Genomic DNA, 22,577 nt, shown 5'->3' on the forward strand with positions numbered 1-22,577 from the left:
TTGGTCGTTCTACCAGTTGCAAATGTTCATCGCATATAAGGCGGCACTCGCTGGAATCCAAGTGGTTGAAGTGAATCCGGCATACACCTCGCAAGCCTGTCCCTCTTGTGGAGAGCGGAACAAAGCAAAGGATCGAACGTATCATTGCAACTGCGGTTATACAGCACATCGGGATCGGGTCGGTGCCATCAACATCATGCGTCAACCTGTGGCAGATGGTAACAGTCTGCCAGCCTAGGTAGCTATAAGCTCTGATCTAGGATGGGCGAATGAACTCGCCCTTAACTTAGCAGTAGGGCAAAGCGGAAACGGTTGCGCCCGCTAACTAGCTAAGAATCCCACCCTTGTAAGGGTGTGGAGGTTCAAGAGGTATACACTGAGGATAACGTATATGTGGAGCTGGACAAGCGGGTACAACTGGAAAAGCTGGCTGCTCATAAGGATACTGAGGTTCCCGAGGAACTGGCCTGGCTGCTCCAGGCGATGGTAGACCAGCAGTTCCAGCAGGCAGCGGTAACCTATGTGGAGAAGATGGAGGACGTCTGGAGCAAGGAAGAGAATCTGATCTATAAGACACTGGTTTTCTCGCTGAACCGTGAGCTGCTGAAGGAAGCCTCTGTGCGGTTCGCCGCCATCCCCGGACTGATTATTACCGCATCGCATGTCAACAATATCGAGATCAACCATGAGGAAGCAAATAAGGGCGCCGGTGTAAGCATGCTCGCTGCCCATTACGGGATTCCTGCAGAGCAAGTGGCGGTGATGGGCGACAGCTACAATGATCTGCCTATGTTCGAGATGGCGGGGTACAAGATTGCCATGGAGAATGCCGCACCCGTGCTGAAGCAGACCGCCGACTTCATTACATTAAGCCATACGGAGAATGGTGTAGCGGCGGGACTGCGGCATCTTCTGGATAAGGAACAAGCGTAGCGACAGCAAAACAGCCTTCGCATGAAGGCTGTTCCTGTTAGCGGCGGTCGGTTCCTGAGCGCCGAAAGCATAATAATGAGATGGCGCCCAGGTTGACTGCCAGATATAGAATGAGCGTCAGCCGTTCGGCATTGGTTAATTCCATAAGCACCGGAATAAACATGATATCCCTCCATACCTCACTTCTATTTGTACATCTGTTATAATCAGCTAGTCCTATGTCCAATATATTAGCCTTATCTGTCAAAAATTGGACCTTATGATAAATGGCGTTATTTTCTGCTGGGAGGAATTACTCTATGAACCTATACCCCGGGATTGCCCGGCTATATGAGAACCGGCTGCTGCGCACCGAGTTGGAATGCGAGCAGTTCGATCAGGCACTGGAGGGTCTGGCCGGTGATACGGAGGATGCCGTCATTCACCAAATCTTCAAAGTATTCGATGATGATACGGAGCAGGAAGAGGTGATGTTCAGCCTTGTTCATTTTGTGGAGAGTGTCCAGATGGAGATGTATCTGACCCAACTGCTGGAATCGCTGCCGGAGATGCTGGAGCATGCCCGCAACTGGGCGATTGTGCTGAATCAAAGAATTCTCCAGGACGACACTTTCCGCAGGGATTACGCTGAGATCGCTGTGCGCATGCCGCCACGAATCCGGAAGTGCCTGGCCTTCCTGCTGGAGGAGATCAAGGAGGATCAGCCGCGGCTGTACGAGCGCAAGGTGAATTCCCTTCTGGCCAAGCTGAATACATCCGCAAGATAGCCCCGTGCAGAAAAGAGTGCAGAATGGTATAGTGTATACTGGCCAAAACCGCATGACTAATTACGCATTCAGAAACAAACGAAGGTGAACTTAATGAACAAGCTCTTATTTCATAATATCCCGCTGGGAGCCAGCGGTGAGAATATACCACAGGCGAAGGTAGCCTCAGCCCGCACGAGCCGGGAGACGGTACAGCCGGGGGACAGCGATGCGGCTTATTTCAGGCGGCTGGAGGCCGGAGGCATTCTGCTCAATCCGCCGCAGGTCTCGGCGGTACGCCATCATCTCGGGCCGCTGCTGACACTGGCTGGAGCCGGCTCCGGCAAAACCTCGGTGCTGATCTGCAGAACCGGGTATTTACTGTCTGTGCGCGGCGTCGCTCCAGGACGCCTGCTGCTGCTGACCTTCTCCAGCAAGGCAGCAGCAGAGATGCGTGAGCGGATTGCCCTGCTGCCCGGGGTGAACGAGGGGGATGCTGCGCGCCTGCAGGCGCGTACGTTCCACTCGTTCTTTCTTTATTTCCTGCGGCGGCAGGGGATGCGGCAGGATATTTTCAGCGAGACCCGCCGCCAGCATATTCTGCTGAAGCAGATTATGCGTGAGCTGGGACTGCCGAAGGATGCCTATCCGCCGGAGAATCTGCTCAGTCTGCTCTCGGCCTGCAAGATGAACATGGGATTGCCCGGGCAGCTGCCGGAAACTACAGAAGCAGAGAAGGAGATGAAGGCTATCCTGGCTGTGTATGAGCAGTGGAAGATCGATCATTTCAAAATCGATTTCGACGATGTGCTGCTGCTCGCCTTCCAGATGCTCCGGGAACAGCCGGCGCTGCTGCGGGAGCTTCAGCAGCAGTATCAGTATGTCATGGTCGATGAGTTCCAGGATACGAATGCGCTGCAATATGAGCTGGTGAAGATGGTTGCTGCTCCGCAGGATAATCTGATGGTGGTCGGCGACGATGACCAGACGATCTATTCCTTCAACGGAGCCCGCAGCGAGTTCATCCTGGAGTTCGAGAAGCTGTATCCGCAGGCCAAGGTGATTACGCTGGATATCAACTACCGGTCCGGCCCGGCGATCATCGGGCTGGGTAACGGTATCATCCGCCATAATTCACGGCGCCGCGCCAAGACGCTACAGGCCGCCCGCAGCAGCGGTCTGCCGCCCCGTTATCTGCGTCCGCAGACGGCAGATGACGAGGCTGCGCAGATTGTGGAGCATATTGAGCGTGAGACTCAGAGCGGGACCCGGGAATTCCGTGATTTCGCTCTGTTATACCGCGCGACAAGCAGCAACCGGGCTGTCCTGGAGCTGCTGCTGCTGCGCGATATTCCTTATATAGATTATGGGGAAGGCCAGCTGCTGTATGAGCATTGGCTGATCTCTCCGGTGCTGGATCACCTGCGACTGTCGGTGAACCGCCGGGACTTCGCCGCCATGGAGAATATTCTGCCGACACTCTACATGAGCCGGGACAAGGGAATGGAGCATATCCGGCGCATGGAGGCGGTGCAGGCGAAGCAGGGCCCGTTGATTCATCTGCTGTCCATGCCAGGGATGGAGGATTTCAAGGGCGTCAAGCTACGCGAGCGGCTGGACCTGATCCGCGGCCTGCGGGAGCTGACACCGCTACAAGCGATCCGCCAGATCCGCACGGTATTCTACGATTATTTCATCGAAGGCAGCGAGCGCCATCAGGCTACGCTGCACCGGGAGACGCTGAAGGAAATGCTCGATGAGCTGGAGGCCTCGGCAGAGCGCTTCGCTACGATTCCGCTGTTCCTCGAATTCATCGACAACGTAACAGAGCGCAATGAGCAGAACCGGCAGCCGGGGCTGAAGGAGCAAGGCAACCGGGTGGCGCTGATGACCATTCACAAATCCAAGGGACTGGAGTTCCCCATAGTCTTCCTGATCGGAGCCTCCGAAGGGATTCTGCCGCATAGCTCCGCTCTGGAGGAGGACCGCGCGAAGGACCGCAAGCCGGCGAAGGCCTCGGTCAAGGTGATCAGCGCGGCCGCCGCAAGAGCCGCAGCCGAAGCGGGCATTGCCGCATTAGAAGAGGAGCGCCGGCTCGCCTATGTGGCCGTTACCCGGGCCAAGGAAGAGCTGTTCATCAGCTCGCCCGCCAGGCATCGTGGTAAAAAGGCGGAGGTCTCGCGCTTCATGCTCGCGGCCTTCCGCTCGGCAGCGCGCCCGCAGGCACCAGCTCCGGCCGCCGGAGGGAGCAGCCCGGGCAGAACGTCTATCACCCGCAGCAGCACCCCGGGTTCAGCCGCAGCGAGAACACATACTGTCCCGGTCTGGACATGCACCGGCAAAGCCTGCCCGGGCTGGACCCGGATGAAGGCAGGCGGGGCTGAGGATCATCTGGCCTCGAAGCCCTGCCCGCTATGCAAATCCCCGATGGAGAAGAGTACCCGGGAAGTGCCTGTATAACTGGCTTCCGCTGCTACAGCGGAACCTCCAGTCTAACAAACAACACAAATAACCCCTTTCAGCACAGAACAGCGGGGAAACTCATGCACCCATGAGTTTCCCCGCTAATTCTAATGAAAGGGGTTAATTTCGTCATTCTTGTATTTAAGCCGGAGTAACTACTACCGGTTCTTCAACTTCTTCATGTACAGTCTTGATCTGAATCATGACAGTATTTGGATCGGTCAGCACTTCAATGCCATCCTGGAAAATCAGATCCGACACCAGCAATTGGTCGCCGATGGCAAGGCTGCTGATATCCACTTCCATGGAAGTAGGCAAATTGCCTGGCATACAGCGGACTTCAACTTCATAGATTTCCACCTGCAGTACGCCGCCTTCTTTGACGCCAGCAGCTTCGCCTGCAAAATGAATGGTAACCTTGCTGTCCATATTGATGCTCATATTCACATGCTGGAAATCAACATGCAGCACTTTACCGGACATCGACTGCTTCTGAAGGTTCTGAACCACTACCGGAATAGTCGTCCCATCCGACAGCTTCGCCTGCAGAATCGCCCGTGGATTCGTTCTCAGCATCTCCAGCAGTTCCTTCTCGTTCACTTCAAGACTAAGAGTATCTCTACCAATGCCGTACAGTACAGCCGGGATGCGGCCCTGCTTTCTTGCCACATTCAGGTTGGACTTTGTTTCCGATGTACGATTGCTTAGTTGAATAAATGTACTCATTGCTTGGTTCCCGCTCTCTTCGACCATAAATTCTTGTCATCTCAAGTGTAACATGACCATAGAATCTAGTCAAACCAAGTAGGATCAGACTTCATATTCGACAAAAGGATCAGGGATCTCGATTCTGTAGGCTTCCGCATCACTGACGCCTACAGACAATACCGCCCGGCCTTCCGCTCCGCGTACCAGTCCGCCGCTAAAAATCACATCCTGCAGATCGGGCCGTTTGCCCGGACCGATAGGGAAATCGCTTCTGGCCGCGATGATTTTAACCGGGGTAGTCTCCAAAGTGTCCGGATTAAGTGAGAAGACCATGGAGTAGTAATGCTTCTTCTCCATACGGTCGAAGCAGGCGATATGCCCCAGCACACCTATATGGCCATTGCGCAGCAGATGGGCTTCATTGGCTCCGCCCCACTCTTCCGGTACGAACTGATGCTGCAGGACCTCCGCCTCCAGGAAGGTCTGTTCATGCAGTTCCTCCAGTGAATCAATAATGGTGAAGCCAATCTGTCCTCTGCCGCCCCGCTCTCCCTGCGGCCTGGTCAGTACGCCGATTCTGCCATCCTGAAGCTCAATCAGCCGGATATCCTTCATCAGCTCCGGACCGGAGGCGAAATGGTGCAGCGAATCGATCCGGTATCCCCGGTAGAACTGGGTAACCCATGAGACTATTTTGGGCGGATTATCCCCAGCCGTAATCACTTCAACTCCGCCGACAATCAGCTCGCCCTTAATCCGGGTTACACAGGGGTCCTGCAGATTATAGGTGTGGGTATGCGCTCTGGGAACCCATACACCATCCTCGCCGGATGTAAAAAAGAAGACTTGAGAGAACTCACTATCCCGTTCCTCAACTCTTCCCAAGATCACTTCCTCCCCGTCATGCAGGAACGGAGCCGTTATATTGTAGACATCACGCCCGCCCACACCGGAGAAGACCAGCTTCTCCACGTGCACGGTACGGAGATTGGCATAAAAGGTATCCAGCAGTTCATTACAGGTTGCTGTCTTCGCCGGGCTCCTTGTCATTGCCTTCCTCCTCATATTCATTCGTCTTATCTATGGCCCAATCGTTCTCATCGGGTTCCATCCGGATCAATTCTCCGGGCTGAATATTGAAATACGTACACAGCTTCAGCAGCAGATCCCGGGGATACTGTACCATCTCGTCTTTGTACATCCGCCGGACGGAATCGAAATGGTAATTAATGTCCTTCGCTAGCTTGCGGATTGATAATTTCGGGTCATGCTTCTCCATAACCTCACTCAACTTACTGCGTATGACTGGCATCCATACACCTCCTACATCACTATATCCGGTGATTTCAAGAGAGTCAATAAATTGACAAGATTAAATGGTCATGTTATAGTTTGGGCAGGAAATAATTTGCAGAAACCAAATTTTATACCACTCATCCCCGGAAAATAAAGCCCTCTTTATTTTCTTTTTTTGTCCCCAAAAGTTCGATAATCAATAGGGAGGCTTTCTATTATGAACCACAGCAACCGCAATAAAAACATTGTTTTCCTGTCCACCAGCCTGCCTAGAGAATGCGGAATTGCTACCTTCACCCAGGATCTGCTGGATGAATTCACGAAGCTTCAGGGCTTCAACAAACCGCGCATCATCGCCATGAATAACAACGGGAACTACCGTTACACGGATCAGGTCATGCGGGAAATCAACCAACATCAGCTATCTGATTATATAGAATCAGCCAGAGACATCAACCAGTCAGATACCGATCTGCTAGTCATTCAGCATGAATTCGGCATCTACGGCGGAGAGAGCGGCGAATATCTGCTGCAGTTCACGGAGAAGCTTCAGGTTCCTTACGTGGTTATCTTCCATACTGTCTTAACCAAGCCTACCCCCAAGCAGCATGAGATTATCACCCGGCTCGCCAAAGGAAGCGTCAAGGTGGTCACCATGGCCCAGTCCACAGTAGAGGATCTGATCTCTGTCTATCATATTAACGCCGCCAAAATAGCATTCATTCATCACGGCGTTCCTTTTGTCCAGACCTCCACCCGTGCAGAGCTGAAGCTTCAATACAAGTTCGGCGAACGCAAAATCCTCTCGACCTTCGGCTTCCTGAGTCCCGGCAAGGGCATTGAATATGCGATTGAGGCTATGAGCGGCGTAGTGAAGCAGCATCCTGACGCGCTCTATATCATCTGGGGCAAGACGCATCCGGTTGTCAAGCAGGAGATCGGTGAAGTATACCGTCAAAAGCTGACCGATCTGGTGCATGAATTAGACCTGGTCAATAATGTGCTGTTCGTCGACAAGCTGCTGACCCAGGAAGAGGTCATTGAGTCCCTGGTGATGTCGGATATTTATATGACTCCTTATCTGGGCAAGGAACAGGCCGTCAGCGGAACGCTCGCTTATGGAGTCGGCTATGGCAGAGTGATTATCTCCACCCCTTACCGCTATGCCGAAGAAATGCTTGCCGGAGGCAGAGGACTGCTGGCGGAATTCCGCGATTCGGCTTCCCTGGAGGCCTGTATTCTAGAGCTGCTGGACAGTCCGGCCAAAGTCCGGGATATGGAACAGCGTACACAGGCTCTCGGCAGTACAATGATGTGGAGTGAGGTTGCGAAGACCTATGCCGCTATCTTCCAGGACATTATAGGCCTTGCCACACCGGCTGACCGGAGTGTGATCTGATGCAGGCGCCAGCGGTGTTACAGTTCAATACCGGCTATCTGAAGCAAATAACCGATGACACGGGCATTTTCCAGCATACGAAATTCGGTGTTCCCGACCGTGCCAAGGGCTACACGACCGATGACAATGCGCGGGCATTAATCGCAGCCGTGCTGATGTACCGGCAGAATCAGGACACTGCTTCACTTGGTCTGATTCATACGTATCTCTCATTCGTCCATCATGCACAGACGGAGGAAGGTAACTTCCGCAACTTCATGGACTACAGCCGTTCCTTCCTGGAGGAGCGCGGCTCCGAGGATTGTCAGGGGCGCACACTCTGGGCGCTGGGGTTCGTACTCTCCCACTCCTCCATTCTGCCGGATAATCTGCTGAACACCTGCCGGTATCTGATCAACCAGGCACTGCCGCATATCAGTGGCCTGCGCTCTCCCCGCGCCTTGGGCTATGCCGTTATTGGCCTCAGCTATTTGCTTGAGACTCCCGGAGCACTCACCTACTCCTTCCCTTATCCGCATATACCCAGTACAGAAGAGGAACGGGCCTTCCTGCCTGAAGCCTACATTCAAGAACTTATAGAATCGGTCGCGGTCCGGCTGAATGACCAGTACAACCATACCAAGGGCGAGGGCTGGAACTGGTACGAAGACAGCCTGACGTACGGAAATTCGATGCTGCCCTGGGCGCTGCTTAAGGCTGCCACGCTCTCCGGCAATCCTGAGCTTCGTGTAACAGCCATAGAAAGTCTGGACTTCCTGATCTCCATGACCTTCGCACCGGAAGGCTATTACCGGCCCATCGGCAGCCATGGCTGGCTGCTGCGCGGCGGGAAGCCTGCTCTCTATGACGAGCAGCCGATCGAAGCCTGCGAGATGCTGCTCGCCTGCCGGGAGGCTGCCGCAGTGCTGCAGGAGCCGGCTTATCTGAAGCAGGCTGAATTATGCTACGCCTGGTACACGGGACATAATTCCTTGGAGCTCTCCCTGATTGATCCCCAGACCGGGGCTTGCTACGACGGGATTCACAGCTCGGGGCTGAACCTCAATCAGGGATCGGAGAGCATCATCTCCTTCACGATTGCCCATCTGGTGACTCACCATGAATAAATATGCAACGATCCTCGCAGGCGGAGGCGGTACCCGCTTCTGGCCATTGTCCAGACAGGAAATTCCCAAGCAGCTGCTGAACATCAGCGGCAACGATATTATGCTGAACGATACGATCGAACGCTTCAAGGGCATCATCCCGCAGGAGAATACCGTTATTGTGACGAACCGCACACAGGCGGTCCTGCTGGAGAGCATCATGCACAGCAGTGTGCAGAAGAGCAATATTCTGATCGAGCCTGTGGCCCGGAATACTTCAGCAAGCATCCTGTTCGCGGCCTTCTCCATCCAGCAGATGAGTGAAGGGGATTCCTTAATGGTTGTCCTGCCTTCCGATCACTATATTACCGATGAGCCGCAGTTCCGGCTTACGCTGGACGAAGCCTGCACCGTCGCGATGGAGAGTGACGCCATTGTCACGATCGGGATCAAACCGACCTTCCCGTCCACCGGCTACGGCTACATCGCTTATGACAAAGAGCCGATCGCAGTCAAACCGGTTGCCGTATACGATGTAGCTGAATTCGTGGAGAAGCCGGATTTCAAGAAGGCACAGGGGTATCTGGCCTCAGGCAATTATCTCTGGAACAGCGGGATCTTCATCTGGAAAACTTCGGTCATTATCGATAACTTCAAGCGTTATTTGCCGCGGTTGTATAATACGATGCTGCCGATCAGTGAAGCGCTCGGTACAGACCAGGAGCAGGAGACGATTAACCGGATCTATCCGCTGCTGCAGAATATCTCAATTGACTATGGTATACTTGAACGCTCTGATGAGGTAGTGGTGCTGTCCGGCCAGTTCGGCTGGAATGATATCGGCAGCTGGGACGCACTCGGCGCCATCTTCCCGCCTGATGATGAAGGCAACATTATCAAGGCCAATCATGTCGGCATCGACACCCGCAATTCCATTATCTATGGCAACGGGCGGCTGATCACCACCATCGGCGTTGACAGCTTCATCATCGCCGACACAGGGGATGCCATCATGATCTGCCCCAAAGATAAAGCACAGTCGGTCAAAGACATTGTTGATCTGCTCAAAGACAAGGGCATGCTCGAATATGTATAGGTGATGTCACGTAAGTTCTATTTGCATACAAAAGGGAGCGCTGCTGAACAAGCAACGCTCCCTTTGTCGTGTTCTTTTGTGTAACTACGCCCATGCCGTCCTCAGGTCCAGGCCCACAGGAATCCGTCGCGGTCCCAGGCAATCCGGCCGCCATGCAGCTTGCGGAACGCCTTCTTCACTTCTTTGGACAGCGATGCATTGCCATTCTCATTTACGAATACAAATTCCTCACCGAAATTTGCCTTCACATATTCAATCGCAGCGGTCTGGTATAAAGTTCCTGTAAACTTAATCTCCTTCACCATCCACTCCGCCACTTCCTGTGCGGTTACTACCATTGGGGTATTGCTCCTTCCTGTTCATCCTGTTCGCAGATTCCCCCATTATACCATGAATCCCGCCGTTGTTATTCCAGAAGGCTGACCACGTAGGTCAGAAACTGATAGATATTATCCTTCAGCACCGTAGCTGTGGCCAGCAGCTTCTTGCCGGACGGACTCCAGTGGAGAGAATTAGCCAGATGAAAATCATTCAGCACAGGCGTCTGCTCTCCGGTCTCCACCTCCGTAATGAACAGGTCCTGCTGGTCATCCGTCGCACCCGCCGCCGTCACTGCATAAGCCAGCAGCTTGCCGTCCGGCGACCAGCTGGTGCCAAAGATCTGCTGCCCCGAAGCTAACTTAGACTGCTCATTGCCTTCGCTGTCACAGAGCTTCAGAGTCATCTCTCCGCGTCCGTTACGCTCGACAATCGCCAGCCGACTTCCATCCGGAGAAGGAACCGCCCAGATTACATCTTTTCGCAGCACCTTGGTCTGCTTCGTCACTGTGTCATAGGCGCTAAGCTGGCTGTCTTCACCTGTAACATAGAGAATCCGGCTGCCGGTCTGAACCACCTCATGCACATACGGGATGCCCGTCTTCACGATCGTCTCCTGCTTGCCGGTTACATCAGCACTTAGAATATTGCCTTCCATATCGGGATAAATCACATGCGCGTCATCCGCCCATTTCCCTTCCTCCACCCGAAACTCCCCATCACTTACCTTCACCGGGGCGCCCCCGGACAGATCCATAATATAGCCGAATCCTGTGATGTCATGCAGCTCCTTGTAGAAGACATGCGTCTTGTCCGGGGACATCTGCGGCGCGCCGTAATTCAGCTCTCCCGTCTGAAGCGGTGCTTCCTCACCTGTGGACAGGGTATGCAGATAGAGATTCAGCGGATACCGTTCCTGTCCTTCAATAACCTGCGAGGGAAGACTGCGGTTCTCCTTGGTCACTACCATTACATCCTCGCCGGCAAAATCCGTCCCCCGCACACCCTCCACCTTCTGTATGCCCGCAAGCTTCAGCTTCGTGTAGACCGGTTCGCTGATATTGTCGAGGACTGTAATTTTGCGGCCTGCCTTTTCTACAACCTCACGTGTATCTGTGTTCTCAGTACTACAGGCAGTAACCGATAGCAGAACAGCTCCGCAGAGCAGAATGCTCCAGATCTTGCCCCAGGCTCTATGGCGCTCATGATTCATTCAGGCTTCCCTCCAGCTCATCGCTCATGTTGCCTCTTCAGCATACCGGACGCTTATTTCCAAACCGCATCTCAAATATATCCAACTTGTAAACATTATCCCTTCAGGACACCAGCGGAAAAGACAGCTCAAACGCCGCCCCTTCGCCTGAGCTTTCCAGCAAGGCAATGGTGCCGCCCTGCTTCTCCACCAGATTACGGACCAGCGAGAGACCAAGCCCTGTGCCGCCCGAGGCTCTGGAACGGTCACGGTTGACCGTATAGAACGCTTCGAAAATTTTATCCCGCGACGCCTCCGGAATACCGATGCCGGAATCCTGAACAGTAATCCATACCCGCTGCTCCCTGACCTCGCTGTGCAGATAAATACTCCCCTGCGGGACATTATATTTGATCGCATTGTCCAGCAGATTGATGAAGATATGCATGAAGCTCTCCCGGTCGATCCAGATATGCGCAGGCTGGGCGTCAAGCGTGACTGTGAGGCCGTAGCGCTCCGCCTTGCCTTTCATCCGTCCGCAGATATCGCGTAGGGTACTCTCAACCTCCAACAGCTCTGCCTGGGATTCAAAATCATACTTCTCCAGCGCCGTCAATTGCAGCACCTTATCCACCATCTCGTACAGCCGCTCTGTCTCCTTGGCAATACTCAGCTTGGCATCATGCAGCAACTTAGGGTCATCGTCATACATATTCAGCAGATCAACATACGCCTTAATCGAGGTCAGCGGCGTCTTGAATTCATGGCTGATGTTCCCGATATACTGCTTCTGCTGCTGCTCCAGCGCCTGAAGCTTCTCCACAGCCAGCTGGAGCTTGCGCCGTTCATCGTCCTTGGCGGCAATGCTGCGCTCGATCTCCCGGCTCATGAAGTAGATGCCCTCGGCCAGCTCCCCCAGCTCATCCTTACGCCGCACCGGCGGAGCCGTGATATAGTTGGCACCGCGGATATCCTCCGCCGCCTTCTTCAGCCGCCCGATGGAGGCAGCCGCACGGTTGAAATACAGATACCCGAGGATGAAGCTGAACACCAGCACCACGCCGCCTGTGGTCAGGAACAGATTCAACAGTGTCTGCTGGAAGCTGCGGGCTCCCTCCAGGGAATACTGCAGCTGCACTACGCCCATTTGCCCCTCCGGTCCCTGTAGCGGAGCCAGGTAGAACAGCTTGTCGCCTTCACTCTGGTAGGCGACCTTGTTATTCAGCGCGTAGTCCAGCGCTGTGCTGAGATCCGGCTTGCCCGGACCCGGCCCAGGCTCGCCTTGCGCCGAGGTGCCCGCCTGCTGGCCCTGGCTGTCGTACAGGGTCACCTCCAGGCCGGTGAATCCGGCCAGCTCAGCAGCCAGCGCCTTGCCCCGCTGCTGCATGAAGACCTGCGGTGTAAGGCGCGCACCTGTATAATATGTCTGCTTCACGCGCAGATTGACCGTGTTGACATGCTGAGCCAGATTGCGCTCTGTCTGGCCCTGCTCATTGCGCTCCACGCCGCGCAGGACGAAGTAGCTCAGCACGCCGACGGCCAGAATCAGCAGCGCCGCCAGGAACAGGCTGAACTTCAGCTTAATGCTGATTCTCATGAGTAGCTCCCCGCAGGCACTGCCTTATAGCCTACACCGTAGACGGTTTGCAGGATATTCTGGTAGGGCTCGCCCAGCTTTTTGCGCAGCCGCTGGATATGAATATCTACGGTGCGCGTTCCCCCGGCATAGTCCATATCCCAGACCTGCTCCAACAGCTCCTCGCGCATATACACCCGCTGCGGGTGCGAGAGCAGCAGATGCAGCAGATCGAATTCCTTCGGGGTCAGCTCCAGCGGCTCCCCGCCAAGCTCGGCGCTGCGCCGGTCTAGGTGAACCTGCAAGAGGCCGTATTCGATCAGCTCACTGCGGATCTCAGACGTATTCTTCTCCAGCCGGCGCAGCAGCGCCTTCACCCGGGCCAGCAGTTCGCGGATCTCGAAGGGCTTGGTCATATAATCGTCTGCACCCAGCTCCAGACCGACAATTTTATCAACAATATCATTCTTGACAGTGAGCAGAATGATTCCAATATCATCCCGGTCCTCCAGCTTGCGGCAGACATCATAACCGCTCAGCTTCGGCATCATTACATCCAGCACCAGCACATTCGGACGGAAGGTATTCGCCTTGCTTAGCGCTTCCTCCCCGTCACCGGCAGTATCGACCTCATAGCCTTCACGCCGCAGCGCGTAGGCAATCGCACTTACAATGGCCGGTTCGTCATCGACGACCAGTATTTTTTTCATAGACGGTTCATCCTTCCGCTCTCGCTTGTTCCGTTCGGGTAATGCCCTTCAAGAATAACGCAGATGAAGAAGCCGGAGCAAGGAACCGGCAGGGGCAAGCAAAGATTTAGGTTATCTTTAAGAAGACTTAAGCTTCATTTCAGTATTGCCTAGTAAACTGTACTTAGCTGAAGTTCACAAGCCGCCGTAAATAATGAACCTTGACCGATATAACCAACCACGAAAAGAGGATGATACACATGAATATAAAACATATGAATATTAAGCGCGTAATGATTGTAGGAACAATGATCGTAGCTATGTCGTTCGGAGGAACGGCCTGGGGTAAGCCGGCTTTACATACCCTTCCTGTCGCCAAATGGTCCACATCCGATGTGGCCGATACCGATGAGCTGCTGGATGCCCTGAACCTGAACCCGACCTCTGACGAAGAGCTATACGACGCCTTATATGACGGCAAATCCCTGCGTAACATCGCAGAAGAGAATGGCGGCAATGTCACCCAGATCATTAACCTGCAAGTCAAGCAGCTGACCCAGCAGCTCGAAGCCAGACTCGCCAGCGGCAGCATCACCCCGCAGCAGTTCAACGCACAGAAGGCCGAGCTTAGGGAGATTGTGGCGCAGAGTGTCGAAACCTCGTTTGGGTGAGTGAATCGGAGCAGCAACAATTAAATGTGGCTGAAAATATTTAAAAAGGCTGTCCTACGAGCAGGTACACTGCGCGTGGGACAGCTTTTTAATATCCGGCTCATATGCCTTCGCAGCTACATATTCAGATCATTCAAAGAGCACTATTGACCTAAGTCCCGCTCTTGTTATGATTAATAGATACCTTAGAAGTGGAGGAATAGCTATGAATGATGCGCTAATGGAACGTTTGCAGCTTTTTTTAACCAAAGAGGGGAATCAGAGTCTGCTCGGTACACCAGCAACAGAGGAACAAATCGCTGAGGCAGAGAAGCTACTGGGTCTGTCGCTGGATCAGGATTATGTTCAATTCATCCGAAGCTTTGGCGGCGCCTATGCCGGACTATCCGTACACGCCTTCAGCAACGGTTCCTCCATCGGACGGGAGAGTGTGACCGAGTTAACGTTGTCCTTCCGCGAGGATTACAAGGATACCGCTATGAGCGGGCTGCTCGCACGAAGCGCAGTCTTCTCCATGGACGGTTCGGGCAACCCGATCCTGCTTGACCCCGAAGGCCGGGTGCTGCTCATCGATCACGACAATGGAGATTACGAGGTGATCGCGGAATCGTTCGCTGCGCTGATTGAAGAGAATTTTATGGAGTGGTAGCTTTATCTCCTGCAGCTAATTCAAATCAAGTGAGAATACTTTTTCAAAACCCGCTTTTCCCTCATTGGTGACCTGTACCGCACGTGTACCCGGCAGACGCCGGACCCAGTCCAGCTCCAGGACTCTCTCCAGAAGGGCATTTCCCAGGGCTCCGGCCAGGTGGTGGCGGCGTTCGCTCCAATCCAGGCATTGATGTGAGAACAGACGGCGTTTCGTTGCAGCTTCATTCACATCAATGCCAAAGTCAGCAAAAAATTTCTTGCCATCCTCCGTCACCGTATACCTGTCCTTTTGTTCAAGTAAAATACCACTGCTTAGCAATGCATGGGTTAATTGCACCCCCACATTCCCGGCAAGATGGTCATAACATGTTCTGGCATAACGCAACGCCTTGTCCTGCGAGGATTGCCGTAAAGATTTAACTGCAACAGGCGGGGCAATAGACAATAAGGACTCCATCACCCGCGCCACTTCCAGGTTCCGAATCGCAAAGTAACGATGTCTCCCTTGTTTCAGAGCGGTAACCACGTTAGCATCGATCAATTTCGCTAAGTGAAAGCTTGCCGTTTGTGGCTTGATTCTTGCCATATATGCTAACTCGCTTGCCGAATGGAACCTTCCATCCAGTAAAACGGTTAATATTGCTGCCCGTGAAGCTTCACTCACTAGAGCTGCGATGATAGCAACATTCGGATTTGCCTGCATCCTAACCCTCCTTTTGCATTCCATACTTCGATGAGTGTTGAATTATTTATATTATACACTGAAGTAGGATCTACAATATGGGAGGAGAAACACAATGGACCCTACGAAGCAAATGATGAACACTGTAACGATACAACCCAAGATTTTATATTATGGAACTCCTGTCATCTTACTGAACACCTTGAATGAGGATGATACCGTAAATATCAGTCCAATTTCATCCTCCTGGGCCTTGGGAGACTGTATTGTACTAGGAATTGGTCTTGGGGGAAAAGCAATCGAGAACCTGGAACGGCTTCCCGAATGCGTCATTAACATCCCCGGCCCCTCACTGTGGGAGAATGTGGAGCGGCTTGCCCCCTATACGGGTAAACATCCTGTCCCTGATTACAAGCAACAACATGGCTACTCCTATCAAAAGGATAAATATGCTGTCAGCGGACTCACACCTGTGGCGTCCCAAACGGTTAAGCCTTCACGAATTATGGAGTGTCCGTTACAAATTGAAGCACGCATCCAACATATCCGGATACCGGATCATTCGTCTGCCTTTGCAATCATTGAGGCACAAGCTGTTCATGTACATGCGCACCAGGATATTATTATGGATGACAAACATATCGATCCTCTGAAATGGAGTCCGCTCATCTACAATTTCCGCCATTATTTTGGTCTGGGTCATCAGCTTGGCAAAACCTACCGGGCAGAAACCTAATCCTTACGGTTAATGTCCCACGCTCCCATAGAGCAGAACTCGACCTTAAGGCTGGATGTGCCTGTAATATCTTCGAGAATCGGTACAATCAAATTGGAATAACGGTGATATAACCATTCTGAAGCAAAACGGCTCGGACTGTAGACGCAATAAGTCTCCCCCAGCTGTTTCCCCTTTGTGCCCTTGAACCAGGTGTTGAAGCTGGGTGGTGAGATGCGGCCTTGGATATGATCCAAAGCTTGCGTCCAGACCTCATCCGGCAGCTCGATGGGAGGGCTTACAATTTTCTCAGAAGCTGAATCGCGGCTAACGCTCTCCCCTAACAGAAGCTCCTCCACCGACTTCCCGAAGACCTGTCCAAGCTTCAGCAACACCCCGATATCAGGCAGGCAGTCACCCTGCTCCCACTTGGAAACCGCCTGATGGCTTACGCCAAGTAAGCTGGACAGCTCTGTTTGGGTCAGGGATAGCCTCTTCCTTAAGTTCAATATATTCTGCCCGGCTTTGTTATTATCTATCAAAGTACCCGCACCTCCACTCTACTATCACTCAACACAGCCAATAGTAGCACAGAGGAGCTGATATCGAAATCGAGCGTAAGTAGAGTATTCTAAATTTATTCTGCAACTCTAGGTTGCAAAAGGCTATGTAGTAGTCTTGAATGCTCACTCCATTAAAAACGGCTGGTCAGGTTCCCCTGATCCAGCCGTTTTCTGGTTATTTCGATACCATATTATCGGGCCCGGCTCCGTTCACTCAGATACCGGCTAACCGCCCCATCGCTCCAGACATGCGCTTCGACGTACCGCTCGGGACCGTACTTTCCGTCATTGTTCCAATTCTGCGGTAACCCGTACTTGTCAATGATGCTCACAATCTCGGGATAGGTATACAGAGTGTGCCTGTACTCTTTTCCATCGTTAATCAGCGGGCTGAAGGTGGGCATGGAGTCCCCATAGGTAAAAGAAATCGTGTTCACATCAAATTCCTCTATCGGAATCTTGAGCGATGCGCCATTCTCGAACCATGTACTTAGCCACGGACTGTGTTCAACTACCATATAATGCGGGGAGGACCGCTGGACAAGACCGCCCTTACTAATAAATGCCGCCCGGATGATGCTCTCGCAGTTCCGCCGATATTCCACATACTTATCGTGTCTTTGGGCGCTCTGGGCCTGGGGCTTGGTCTGCTTAATCGTCTCCAGCACAGCCCTCGCCTGATCGCCCGGTAAATCGGATAGGCTGACAAACGGCCCCACAGCTGCATCATAATAATGATATAAGAACATCGTTCCGCTCCTTTTCTAGAGCACAGACTCCAGCACTTCATCCTCAGCATCAATACTATTCAGGGCCGTACGGTTAATCCATGACAGCGCCAGTGTTCCCTCGCCCATATGAGCACCTACCACCGGGACAAAGGTCATAATCTCTGTGCGCACCGAAGGGGACATGGCCTTAATGGCCCACTCCAAGCTCAGCGCCTCTTCTTTATTGTTGGCGTGCATAATACATACATCCTGGAAGCGGCCGATTTCCTGCTGGATGGTCTCTAGCAGCTTTTGTTTCGTCTTCTTGAAGGTCCGGATTTTATCAACTACGACAATTTTGCCCTCATCGAACCTCAGAAGCAGATGAATCCGCATCAGCTGGCCCAGCAGGAACTGAGATCCGGAGAGCCGTCCGCTGCGGTGCAGCTGGCTCAGGCTGGCAGGGATGATATAGAAGGACATTTCCTCGATTATATTATCAATTCTGTTCTTGATCTCCTGCGCAGAGCAACCTGCCTGCTGCCAGTGAATACCGCGCAGAAGCATCTCACGGATCGGGTACGCGCCTACTTTGGAATCGATACCTATTACATTCACTCCAGCGATATCCGCCGCCTGCATCGAGGTGTTGAAGGTCCCGCTAAGCTCGGAGGAACAGTGGATCGCAATAATCTCGTCGTACTCTTCCTTCAGACGCTCGTATAATTCCACGAACTCGCCAATCGGCGGCTGGGAGCTGCCTACCTTGTCATGCTGCCGCATTTTATCATAGAACTGATCGGCGTTAATATCTATATTTTCTTTATAACATTCATTATTGACGATTAGACGGAGGGGAACGATATAAACATGGTTATTCATGGCGAATTCAGAATCAATGGTGCTGGTGCTGTCAGTCACCCATGCGATGGATTTCATAGTCACTGCTCTCTTTCGTGAGGGATTAACTGCGATCAGGAATCGGCAGCTCTAGCTGTCTGTATATTCATAAATTATACAGGATGCCAGCCATTCGTAGAGCATTCCTTGAATAATCCCAGCACTTTTTTTCAACTAAATTCGACATAAATTCACATTCTATATGACGAATATACCTGTTTAAGAGCGGACTGCTTATGGTATGAGAAGAGGCAGGAAATTAGAGTTCATACGAGCAACATCCTAATATCCAATCTATGCCCGGAAGTACTGAGTCAGAGTTCCCTTGCCCTCTCCAACCGCTACCTCTGCAAAAGCGCCATTTACCAAAGTAACCTGCGGCGGCAGATGCCCGCAGTCGATGTCGTATGCGACCGGCAGGCCCAGCTCATCGGCCAGCTCCTGGTATACATCCTCTACGGTGTACCCGTCCATAGGGCGGTTAGCCGCACTGCGGCCGAACATCAGACCACTGCAATGCTCGAACCAGCCCGCCAGCTTCATCTGCACCAGGGAGCGGCGCAGATCGGTCACGGACAGCTCACAGTTCTCTAAGTACCACAGAATAGGCTCATTATGGATATAGTGCTGCTGGAAATGCCGCACCTCTCCATACGGCGTGCCGATCAGATGACGGATAACGTCAATACAGCCGCCCAGCAGGCGGCCGTGCATGGTGATGGCCTGATTACCCACCGTCTTCCAGCTAGTTGCTTCTGTAAGGTTGAACACATGGGGCGACGGCTCGCCTCCTCCCCATTCCAGCTGGTACTGCTGTGAGGAATGCTGAATTACGGACCCGCCGCTTGGGGTAGACAATACCTTGTCCCACATAGCGGTTGTCGGATCTGTCTGTTCTCCACGGAGATCAATGAAATTGGTACCATGGGCAGTGGCAATCCCCGTCTTCAGCGTGACAGCCAGCAGCAGCACACTGATGTCGGAATAGCCGAGAATCCATTTACACTTCATCTTGCTGAAATCCACCTGCTCCAGAATCTCGATCAACAGTTCCCCGCCCCAGGGAGGCATGACGAGTCCGATGGACTCATCGGCCATCATCTTGTTGAATTCAGCGGCACGTACAGCAGCCGGGGCCGATTTGGCCTTCTCCTGTGTCCACGCTGTCGGTCCGCATACTACGCCGTACCCTCTTTTTTGCAGCCGTCCTACAGCCAGTTCAAGCAGTTCACGAAGTTCCTCTCCCACTCCTGATGAAGGCGCGGTTACACCAATAACGGCTCCTGCTTCTAATTCCGGATATCTGATCATCTGGTTACTCCTCCTTAAGGTAACCCCACAAAGTGGGGCTTTAGCTTCGATGATGACTCAGGTACTTTGCGGGGACCCCAAAACATATAAATTCTATAAAAAAGGTGATACCCGAACCTTGAGCAGGTTGAATATCACCCTATGCGAATTACGTATGATATAGCTTGGTTGCATCATTCCAGTGAAGGCTTATTGTCCCGGCTGATATCCAGGATATCCAGGAAAAAGACAAAGATCGGAATCCCGAGAATCAGTCCCCATACCCCGATATAATGCTCGGAGAACAGCAGTACTACTAGGGTGTAGAACATCGGCAGGTTCATTTTGGAGGACATCAGCTTCGGATTCAGGAAGTAGCCTTCAATGACATGCAGAATGGCAATCATCACCAGAATGTTGATCGTCAGCGCCAGTCCGCCGGTGTTGTAGCCGATGATACATAACGGAATCAGCGAAATGACAAAGCCGACGACCGGGATCAGACTGAGCATGAAGATCATGATGGAGAGGGCAAAGAGATACGGGAAGGGTTCGAAAAAGAAGCCCAGCACCCACAATCCAACGACCGTAAACAGGGTATTGAACAGCGCAATCAAGATCTGAGCCTCAATCACCTTACCAAAGGAGGAGATGAATTTCCGGCCGAAGTACTCCAGCTCGACATAGAACCAGGAGATCTTGCTGTCTCTCAGACGGGAGGTGAAGCTGACAATTCTGTTCTTCTCCAGGATGAAGACGAGGCTTAGGATTGTAGCCAGGACGAAGGTGGTTCCCCAGTTGCTAATTTTGAATACGTATTCGATGCCTTGATTCAAATAACTCTGGTAGTTAAGCTCCTTGACCATATTGAATAAATACTGCATAATCTGATTCTGCGGAATATCCTCGGAGGTTAGTGTGCCCAGAAATGCAGTTAATTGCTTAATCTGCGAGAACACCTTAGGCAGATATTTCACGAGTGCCAGGACGATCATGCTAATCAGCGCCAGATACAATGCAATGATGATAACCTTACTGTTCACCTTCACGAATTTGCCGATCCGTCTGCTGAGCAATACCTGGAAGCTGTTCATCACATAAGCGATCAGGAACGTCAGCAGCACCAGATTGAGCATGTCTCTAATGCTGTACAGCAGCAGTCCAATCAGTGCCAAAATCAAGAAGCGCCGGACTGTTAAATTGGCGATATAACGCTTGAGTACTTCCATTATTTCCTTGTTCCTCTCCATTCGCAAGCGATTAGGATTTTTTATTTAATTGTACCGTACCGAAAACAATTATAGCAACTTTGGTCTAGCCTAATCCGCGCGAGAAAACGAACTTTATGTCGTTTTGACGGAGTTCGGTTACTATATGTTATAATGTGGGCAAAATTGTACAATTCATACCCTTTTCATATTTTCAAATACAATGGAGGCTGAAGCTATATGAAAAAAGTAATCTGTATCACCGGAGCATCCTCCGGTATTGGCCTTGCCACCGCACTGAAATTCGCTAATGAAGGCTGGACCGTCTACGCCGGAACCCGCCATCTGGAGCGCGAACAGGAGCTGTACCGTGATGTAGCGGATCTACAGTTCATAGAGCTTGAGGTGACACAGCCGGAGAGTATTCAGCAGGTTATAGACCGGATAGAAGCGGAGCAAGGTAGGCTGGATGTATTATTCTGCAATGCAGGATACGGATACCTGAGAGCGCTCGGACAGGCACCGTTCCCTGAGATCGAGGATGTCTTCAACACCAACGTGTACGGGGTAATGCATACGATCCGGGCTGCACTGCCGCTGCTGCAAAAGACTGGCTACGGCCATATTGTGGCGACCTCCAGTGTCGGCGGACTGGTCGGGCAACCGATGAACGAGGTCTACTGCGCCAGCAAGTTCGCGGTGGAAGGGCTGCTGGAGAGTCTGGCGACCTATTACAAGCCGCAGTTCAACATCGATATCACGCTGCTTGAGCCGGGGGCAATCGCCACGGAATTCAATTCAACCGTAATGGGGCATGTCGCCAGCACCGGCGGTGTTCTCGAGGATGAGTACAAGCCGATTCTGGATGCCTACAGAGCAGCATTCCTGGAGCGGAATGTGGAGCCGCAGAGTGCAGAATCCGTAGCGGAGGTGATGTGGGAGCTGGTACAGCTTGAGACCAAGCCGCTGCGCCTGCGCACCTCGGAGCGGGCCGAAGAATTCGTTCTCCGCAAGGTCAGCACCGACCCTACCGGACTGGAAGGCGTACTAAGCACGCGGAAAATCCAGTTAAATATGTAAGTGTAAGCATCCGCCGCACGCCTATTACGGATATACTCCAGCCTCTTTCCTGAAGCCGCTCCGATTCGGAGCGGCTGTTTGTGGTGTCCCCTTTTTAGATTCTACCGCTGAATCGGCTCAATCCGGTACGTTCCGGCACTGCCGTCCATGGCTGCTCCGCCTATAACCGCCCAGCCGTAAGACAATACATCCTCCAGCCGTTCGCGTTCAGTCTCCGTTAATTCCGCTTCCACCGCTTCGTGCCCCTCCGCAAGCTCCAGCTTCGCTTCAATTCCTAGCGCAACCTCTATCCAGCTGCGGATTCCGCGGATGGTATTGTATTTAATCTGGTAGCCTTCCAGAACGGCCTGGCGGAATACCTCCGGCTGTTCATCTGCAAGTACAGACAGCTGCCCGTAATCGAACTCGTATTTGCTCTCATCCGCCGGCAGTTCCCCTTCATTAACTCTGCGCAGCAATTCCTCTTCTGACCAGCCGTACGAACGCAGCGACTCCAGCAACAGGGCATCCCATTGCGATAACTTCACCTTATTCTGTCTATCTACCATTTGATAACCTCCCTTTATGCGGTATTGTACAACAGCTCTCTGCTATACATCAAATCCT

Annotated in this window: 26 protein-coding genes; 11 read left to right on the top strand and 15 right to left on the bottom strand. The window is 52.6% G+C overall.

Annotation, left to right across the window (positions count from 1 at the left end):
• Positions 1-238: zinc ribbon domain-containing protein (locus tag ACFSX3_RS05095; RefSeq protein ID WP_379312681.1), on the top strand; the 238-nt coding region annotated here is incomplete at its 5' end.
• A gap of 116 nt (positions 239-354) precedes the next feature.
• A complete protein-coding gene (locus ACFSX3_RS05100) occupies positions 355-933 on the top strand; it encodes an HAD family hydrolase (protein ID WP_209992869.1) in 579 nt (192 codons plus the stop codon).
• 37 nt (positions 934-970) lie between these two features.
• Here the strand turns inward: ACFSX3_RS05100 and ACFSX3_RS05105 are convergent, their stop codons facing one another.
• Positions 971-1,096: a hypothetical protein gene (locus tag ACFSX3_RS05105; protein WP_340945244.1), complete on the bottom strand. Its 126-nt coding sequence runs from the start codon at positions 1,094-1,096 to the stop codon at positions 971-973.
• Between the two features lie 136 nt (positions 1,097-1,232).
• Here ACFSX3_RS05105 and ACFSX3_RS05110 point away from each other — a divergent pair, with 136 nt between their 5' ends.
• On the top strand, positions 1,233-1,700 hold the full coding sequence (locus ACFSX3_RS05110) for an Imm30 family immunity protein (protein ID WP_209992868.1): 468 nt from the start codon (positions 1,233-1,235) through the stop codon (positions 1,698-1,700).
• A 93-nt stretch (positions 1,701-1,793) separates the two neighbouring features.
• Positions 1,794-4,139, top strand: a complete 2,346-nt coding sequence (locus ACFSX3_RS05115; protein WP_209992867.1) for a UvrD-helicase domain-containing protein — start codon at positions 1,794-1,796, stop codon at positions 4,137-4,139.
• Between the two features lie 144 nt (positions 4,140-4,283).
• On the opposite strand, the gene ACFSX3_RS05120 is transcribed toward ACFSX3_RS05115, so the two are convergent.
• From ACFSX3_RS05120 to ACFSX3_RS05130, 3 genes are all read right to left on the bottom strand, one after another.
• Positions 4,284-4,868, bottom strand: a complete 585-nt coding sequence (locus tag ACFSX3_RS05120) for a 50S ribosomal protein L25 (RefSeq protein WP_209992866.1) — start codon at positions 4,866-4,868, stop codon at positions 4,284-4,286.
• Between the two features lie 84 nt (positions 4,869-4,952).
• Complete coding sequence (locus tag ACFSX3_RS05125) at positions 4,953-5,900, bottom strand: DUF1861 family protein (protein ID WP_209992865.1); 948 nt, start codon at positions 5,898-5,900, stop codon at positions 4,953-4,955.
• A complete protein-coding gene (locus tag ACFSX3_RS05130) occupies positions 5,866-6,162 on the bottom strand; it encodes a helix-turn-helix domain-containing protein (protein WP_209992864.1) in 297 nt (98 codons plus the stop codon). The genes ACFSX3_RS05125 and ACFSX3_RS05130 overlap by 35 nt, the downstream gene beginning before the upstream one ends.
• Positions 6,163-6,363: 201 nt before the next feature.
• On the opposite strand from ACFSX3_RS05130, the gene ACFSX3_RS05135 reads away from it, so the two are divergent.
• Genes ACFSX3_RS05135 through ACFSX3_RS05145 form a run of 3 tightly spaced genes read left to right on the top strand, consistent with a single transcriptional unit; the run spans position 6,364 to position 9,726 of the window.
• Positions 6,364-7,545, top strand: a complete 1,182-nt coding sequence (locus tag ACFSX3_RS05135; protein ID WP_209992863.1) for a glycosyltransferase family 4 protein — start codon at positions 6,364-6,366, stop codon at positions 7,543-7,545.
• Positions 7,545-8,651: a glycosyltransferase gene (locus ACFSX3_RS05140; RefSeq protein ID WP_209992862.1), complete on the top strand. Its 1,107-nt coding sequence runs from the start codon at positions 7,545-7,547 to the stop codon at positions 8,649-8,651. The genes ACFSX3_RS05135 and ACFSX3_RS05140 overlap by 1 nt, the downstream gene beginning before the upstream one ends.
• The gene (locus ACFSX3_RS05145; protein ID WP_209992861.1) at positions 8,644-9,726 is read left to right on the top strand and encodes a mannose-1-phosphate guanylyltransferase; all 1,083 of its coding nucleotides are present in this window, start codon (positions 8,644-8,646) and stop codon (positions 9,724-9,726) included. Before ACFSX3_RS05140 ends, ACFSX3_RS05145 begins: the two co-directional genes overlap by 8 nt.
• A 101-nt stretch (positions 9,727-9,827) precedes the next feature.
• Here ACFSX3_RS05145 and ACFSX3_RS05150 read toward each other — a convergent pair whose 3' ends face one another.
• From ACFSX3_RS05150 to ACFSX3_RS05165, 4 genes are all read right to left on the bottom strand, one after another.
• Positions 9,828-10,064 (bottom strand): DUF6953 family protein, encoded by a 237-nt coding sequence (locus ACFSX3_RS05150; RefSeq protein WP_209992860.1) that lies wholly within the window; start codon positions 10,062-10,064, stop codon positions 9,828-9,830.
• Between the two features lie 68 nt (positions 10,065-10,132).
• Positions 10,133-11,257, bottom strand: coding sequence for a PD40 domain-containing protein (locus ACFSX3_RS05155; protein WP_209992859.1), 1,125 nt, complete (start codon positions 11,255-11,257; stop codon positions 10,133-10,135).
• Positions 11,258-11,360: 103 nt separating this feature from the next.
• Positions 11,361-12,833, bottom strand: a complete 1,473-nt coding sequence (locus ACFSX3_RS05160) for a sensor histidine kinase (RefSeq protein WP_209992858.1) — start codon at positions 12,831-12,833, stop codon at positions 11,361-11,363.
• Positions 12,830-13,522, bottom strand: coding sequence for a response regulator transcription factor (locus ACFSX3_RS05165; RefSeq protein ID WP_209992857.1), 693 nt, complete (start codon positions 13,520-13,522; stop codon positions 12,830-12,832). Before ACFSX3_RS05165 ends, ACFSX3_RS05160 begins: the two co-directional genes overlap by 4 nt.
• A gap of 239 nt (positions 13,523-13,761) precedes the next feature.
• On the opposite strand from ACFSX3_RS05165, the gene ACFSX3_RS05170 reads away from it, so the two are divergent.
• Together ACFSX3_RS05170 and ACFSX3_RS05175 are read left to right on the top strand one after the other, a co-directional pair.
• The gene (locus ACFSX3_RS05170; RefSeq protein WP_339221719.1) at positions 13,762-14,172 is read left to right on the top strand and encodes a hypothetical protein; all 411 of its coding nucleotides are present in this window, start codon (positions 13,762-13,764) and stop codon (positions 14,170-14,172) included.
• Between the two features lie 205 nt (positions 14,173-14,377).
• A complete protein-coding gene (locus tag ACFSX3_RS05175; protein WP_209992856.1) occupies positions 14,378-14,821 on the top strand; it encodes an SMI1/KNR4 family protein in 444 nt (147 codons plus the stop codon).
• Between the two features lie 15 nt (positions 14,822-14,836).
• Here the strand turns inward: ACFSX3_RS05175 and ACFSX3_RS05180 are convergent, their stop codons facing one another.
• The gene (locus ACFSX3_RS05180) at positions 14,837-15,526 is read right to left on the bottom strand and encodes an ArsR/SmtB family transcription factor (protein ID WP_209992855.1); all 690 of its coding nucleotides are present in this window, start codon (positions 15,524-15,526) and stop codon (positions 14,837-14,839) included.
• A gap of 94 nt (positions 15,527-15,620) precedes the next feature.
• On the opposite strand from ACFSX3_RS05180, the gene ACFSX3_RS05185 reads away from it, so the two are divergent.
• Complete coding sequence (locus tag ACFSX3_RS05185) at positions 15,621-16,241, top strand: flavin reductase family protein (protein WP_209992854.1); 621 nt, start codon at positions 15,621-15,623, stop codon at positions 16,239-16,241.
• Here the strand turns inward: ACFSX3_RS05185 and ACFSX3_RS05190 are convergent.
• From ACFSX3_RS05190 to ACFSX3_RS05210, 5 genes are all read right to left on the bottom strand, one after another.
• Positions 16,238-16,762: a helix-turn-helix transcriptional regulator gene (locus ACFSX3_RS05190; protein ID WP_209992853.1), complete on the bottom strand. Its 525-nt coding sequence runs from the start codon at positions 16,760-16,762 to the stop codon at positions 16,238-16,240. The genes ACFSX3_RS05185 and ACFSX3_RS05190 overlap by 4 nt on opposite strands.
• A gap of 212 nt (positions 16,763-16,974) precedes the next feature.
• Positions 16,975-17,532 (bottom strand): hypothetical protein, encoded by a 558-nt coding sequence (locus ACFSX3_RS05195; RefSeq protein ID WP_209992852.1) that lies wholly within the window; start codon positions 17,530-17,532, stop codon positions 16,975-16,977.
• Between the two features lie 15 nt (positions 17,533-17,547).
• Complete coding sequence (locus tag ACFSX3_RS05200) at positions 17,548-18,432, bottom strand: DegV family protein (protein ID WP_209992851.1); 885 nt, start codon at positions 18,430-18,432, stop codon at positions 17,548-17,550.
• Positions 18,433-18,687: 255 nt separating this feature from the next.
• Complete coding sequence (locus tag ACFSX3_RS05205; RefSeq protein WP_209992850.1) at positions 18,688-19,704, bottom strand: S66 family peptidase; 1,017 nt, start codon at positions 19,702-19,704, stop codon at positions 18,688-18,690.
• 173 nt (positions 19,705-19,877) lie between these two features.
• Positions 19,878-20,912, bottom strand: coding sequence for an AI-2E family transporter (locus ACFSX3_RS05210; RefSeq protein WP_209992849.1), 1,035 nt, complete (start codon positions 20,910-20,912; stop codon positions 19,878-19,880).
• 219 nt (positions 20,913-21,131) lie between these two features.
• Here ACFSX3_RS05210 and ACFSX3_RS05215 point away from each other — a divergent pair, with 219 nt between their 5' ends.
• Positions 21,132-21,971, top strand: coding sequence for an SDR family oxidoreductase (locus ACFSX3_RS05215; RefSeq protein WP_209992848.1), 840 nt, complete (start codon positions 21,132-21,134; stop codon positions 21,969-21,971).
• A 101-nt stretch (positions 21,972-22,072) separates the two neighbouring features.
• Here ACFSX3_RS05215 and ACFSX3_RS05220 read toward each other — a convergent pair whose 3' ends face one another.
• On the bottom strand, positions 22,073-22,519 hold the full coding sequence (locus tag ACFSX3_RS05220) for a hypothetical protein (protein WP_209992847.1): 447 nt from the start codon (positions 22,517-22,519) through the stop codon (positions 22,073-22,075).
• Positions 22,520-22,577 lie beyond the last annotated feature (58 nt).

The sequence above is a fragment of the Paenibacillus rhizoplanae genome, assembly GCF_042684125.1.
Taxonomy (GTDB): domain Bacteria; phylum Bacillota; class Bacilli; order Paenibacillales; family Paenibacillaceae; genus Paenibacillus_AQ; species Paenibacillus_AQ rhizoplanae.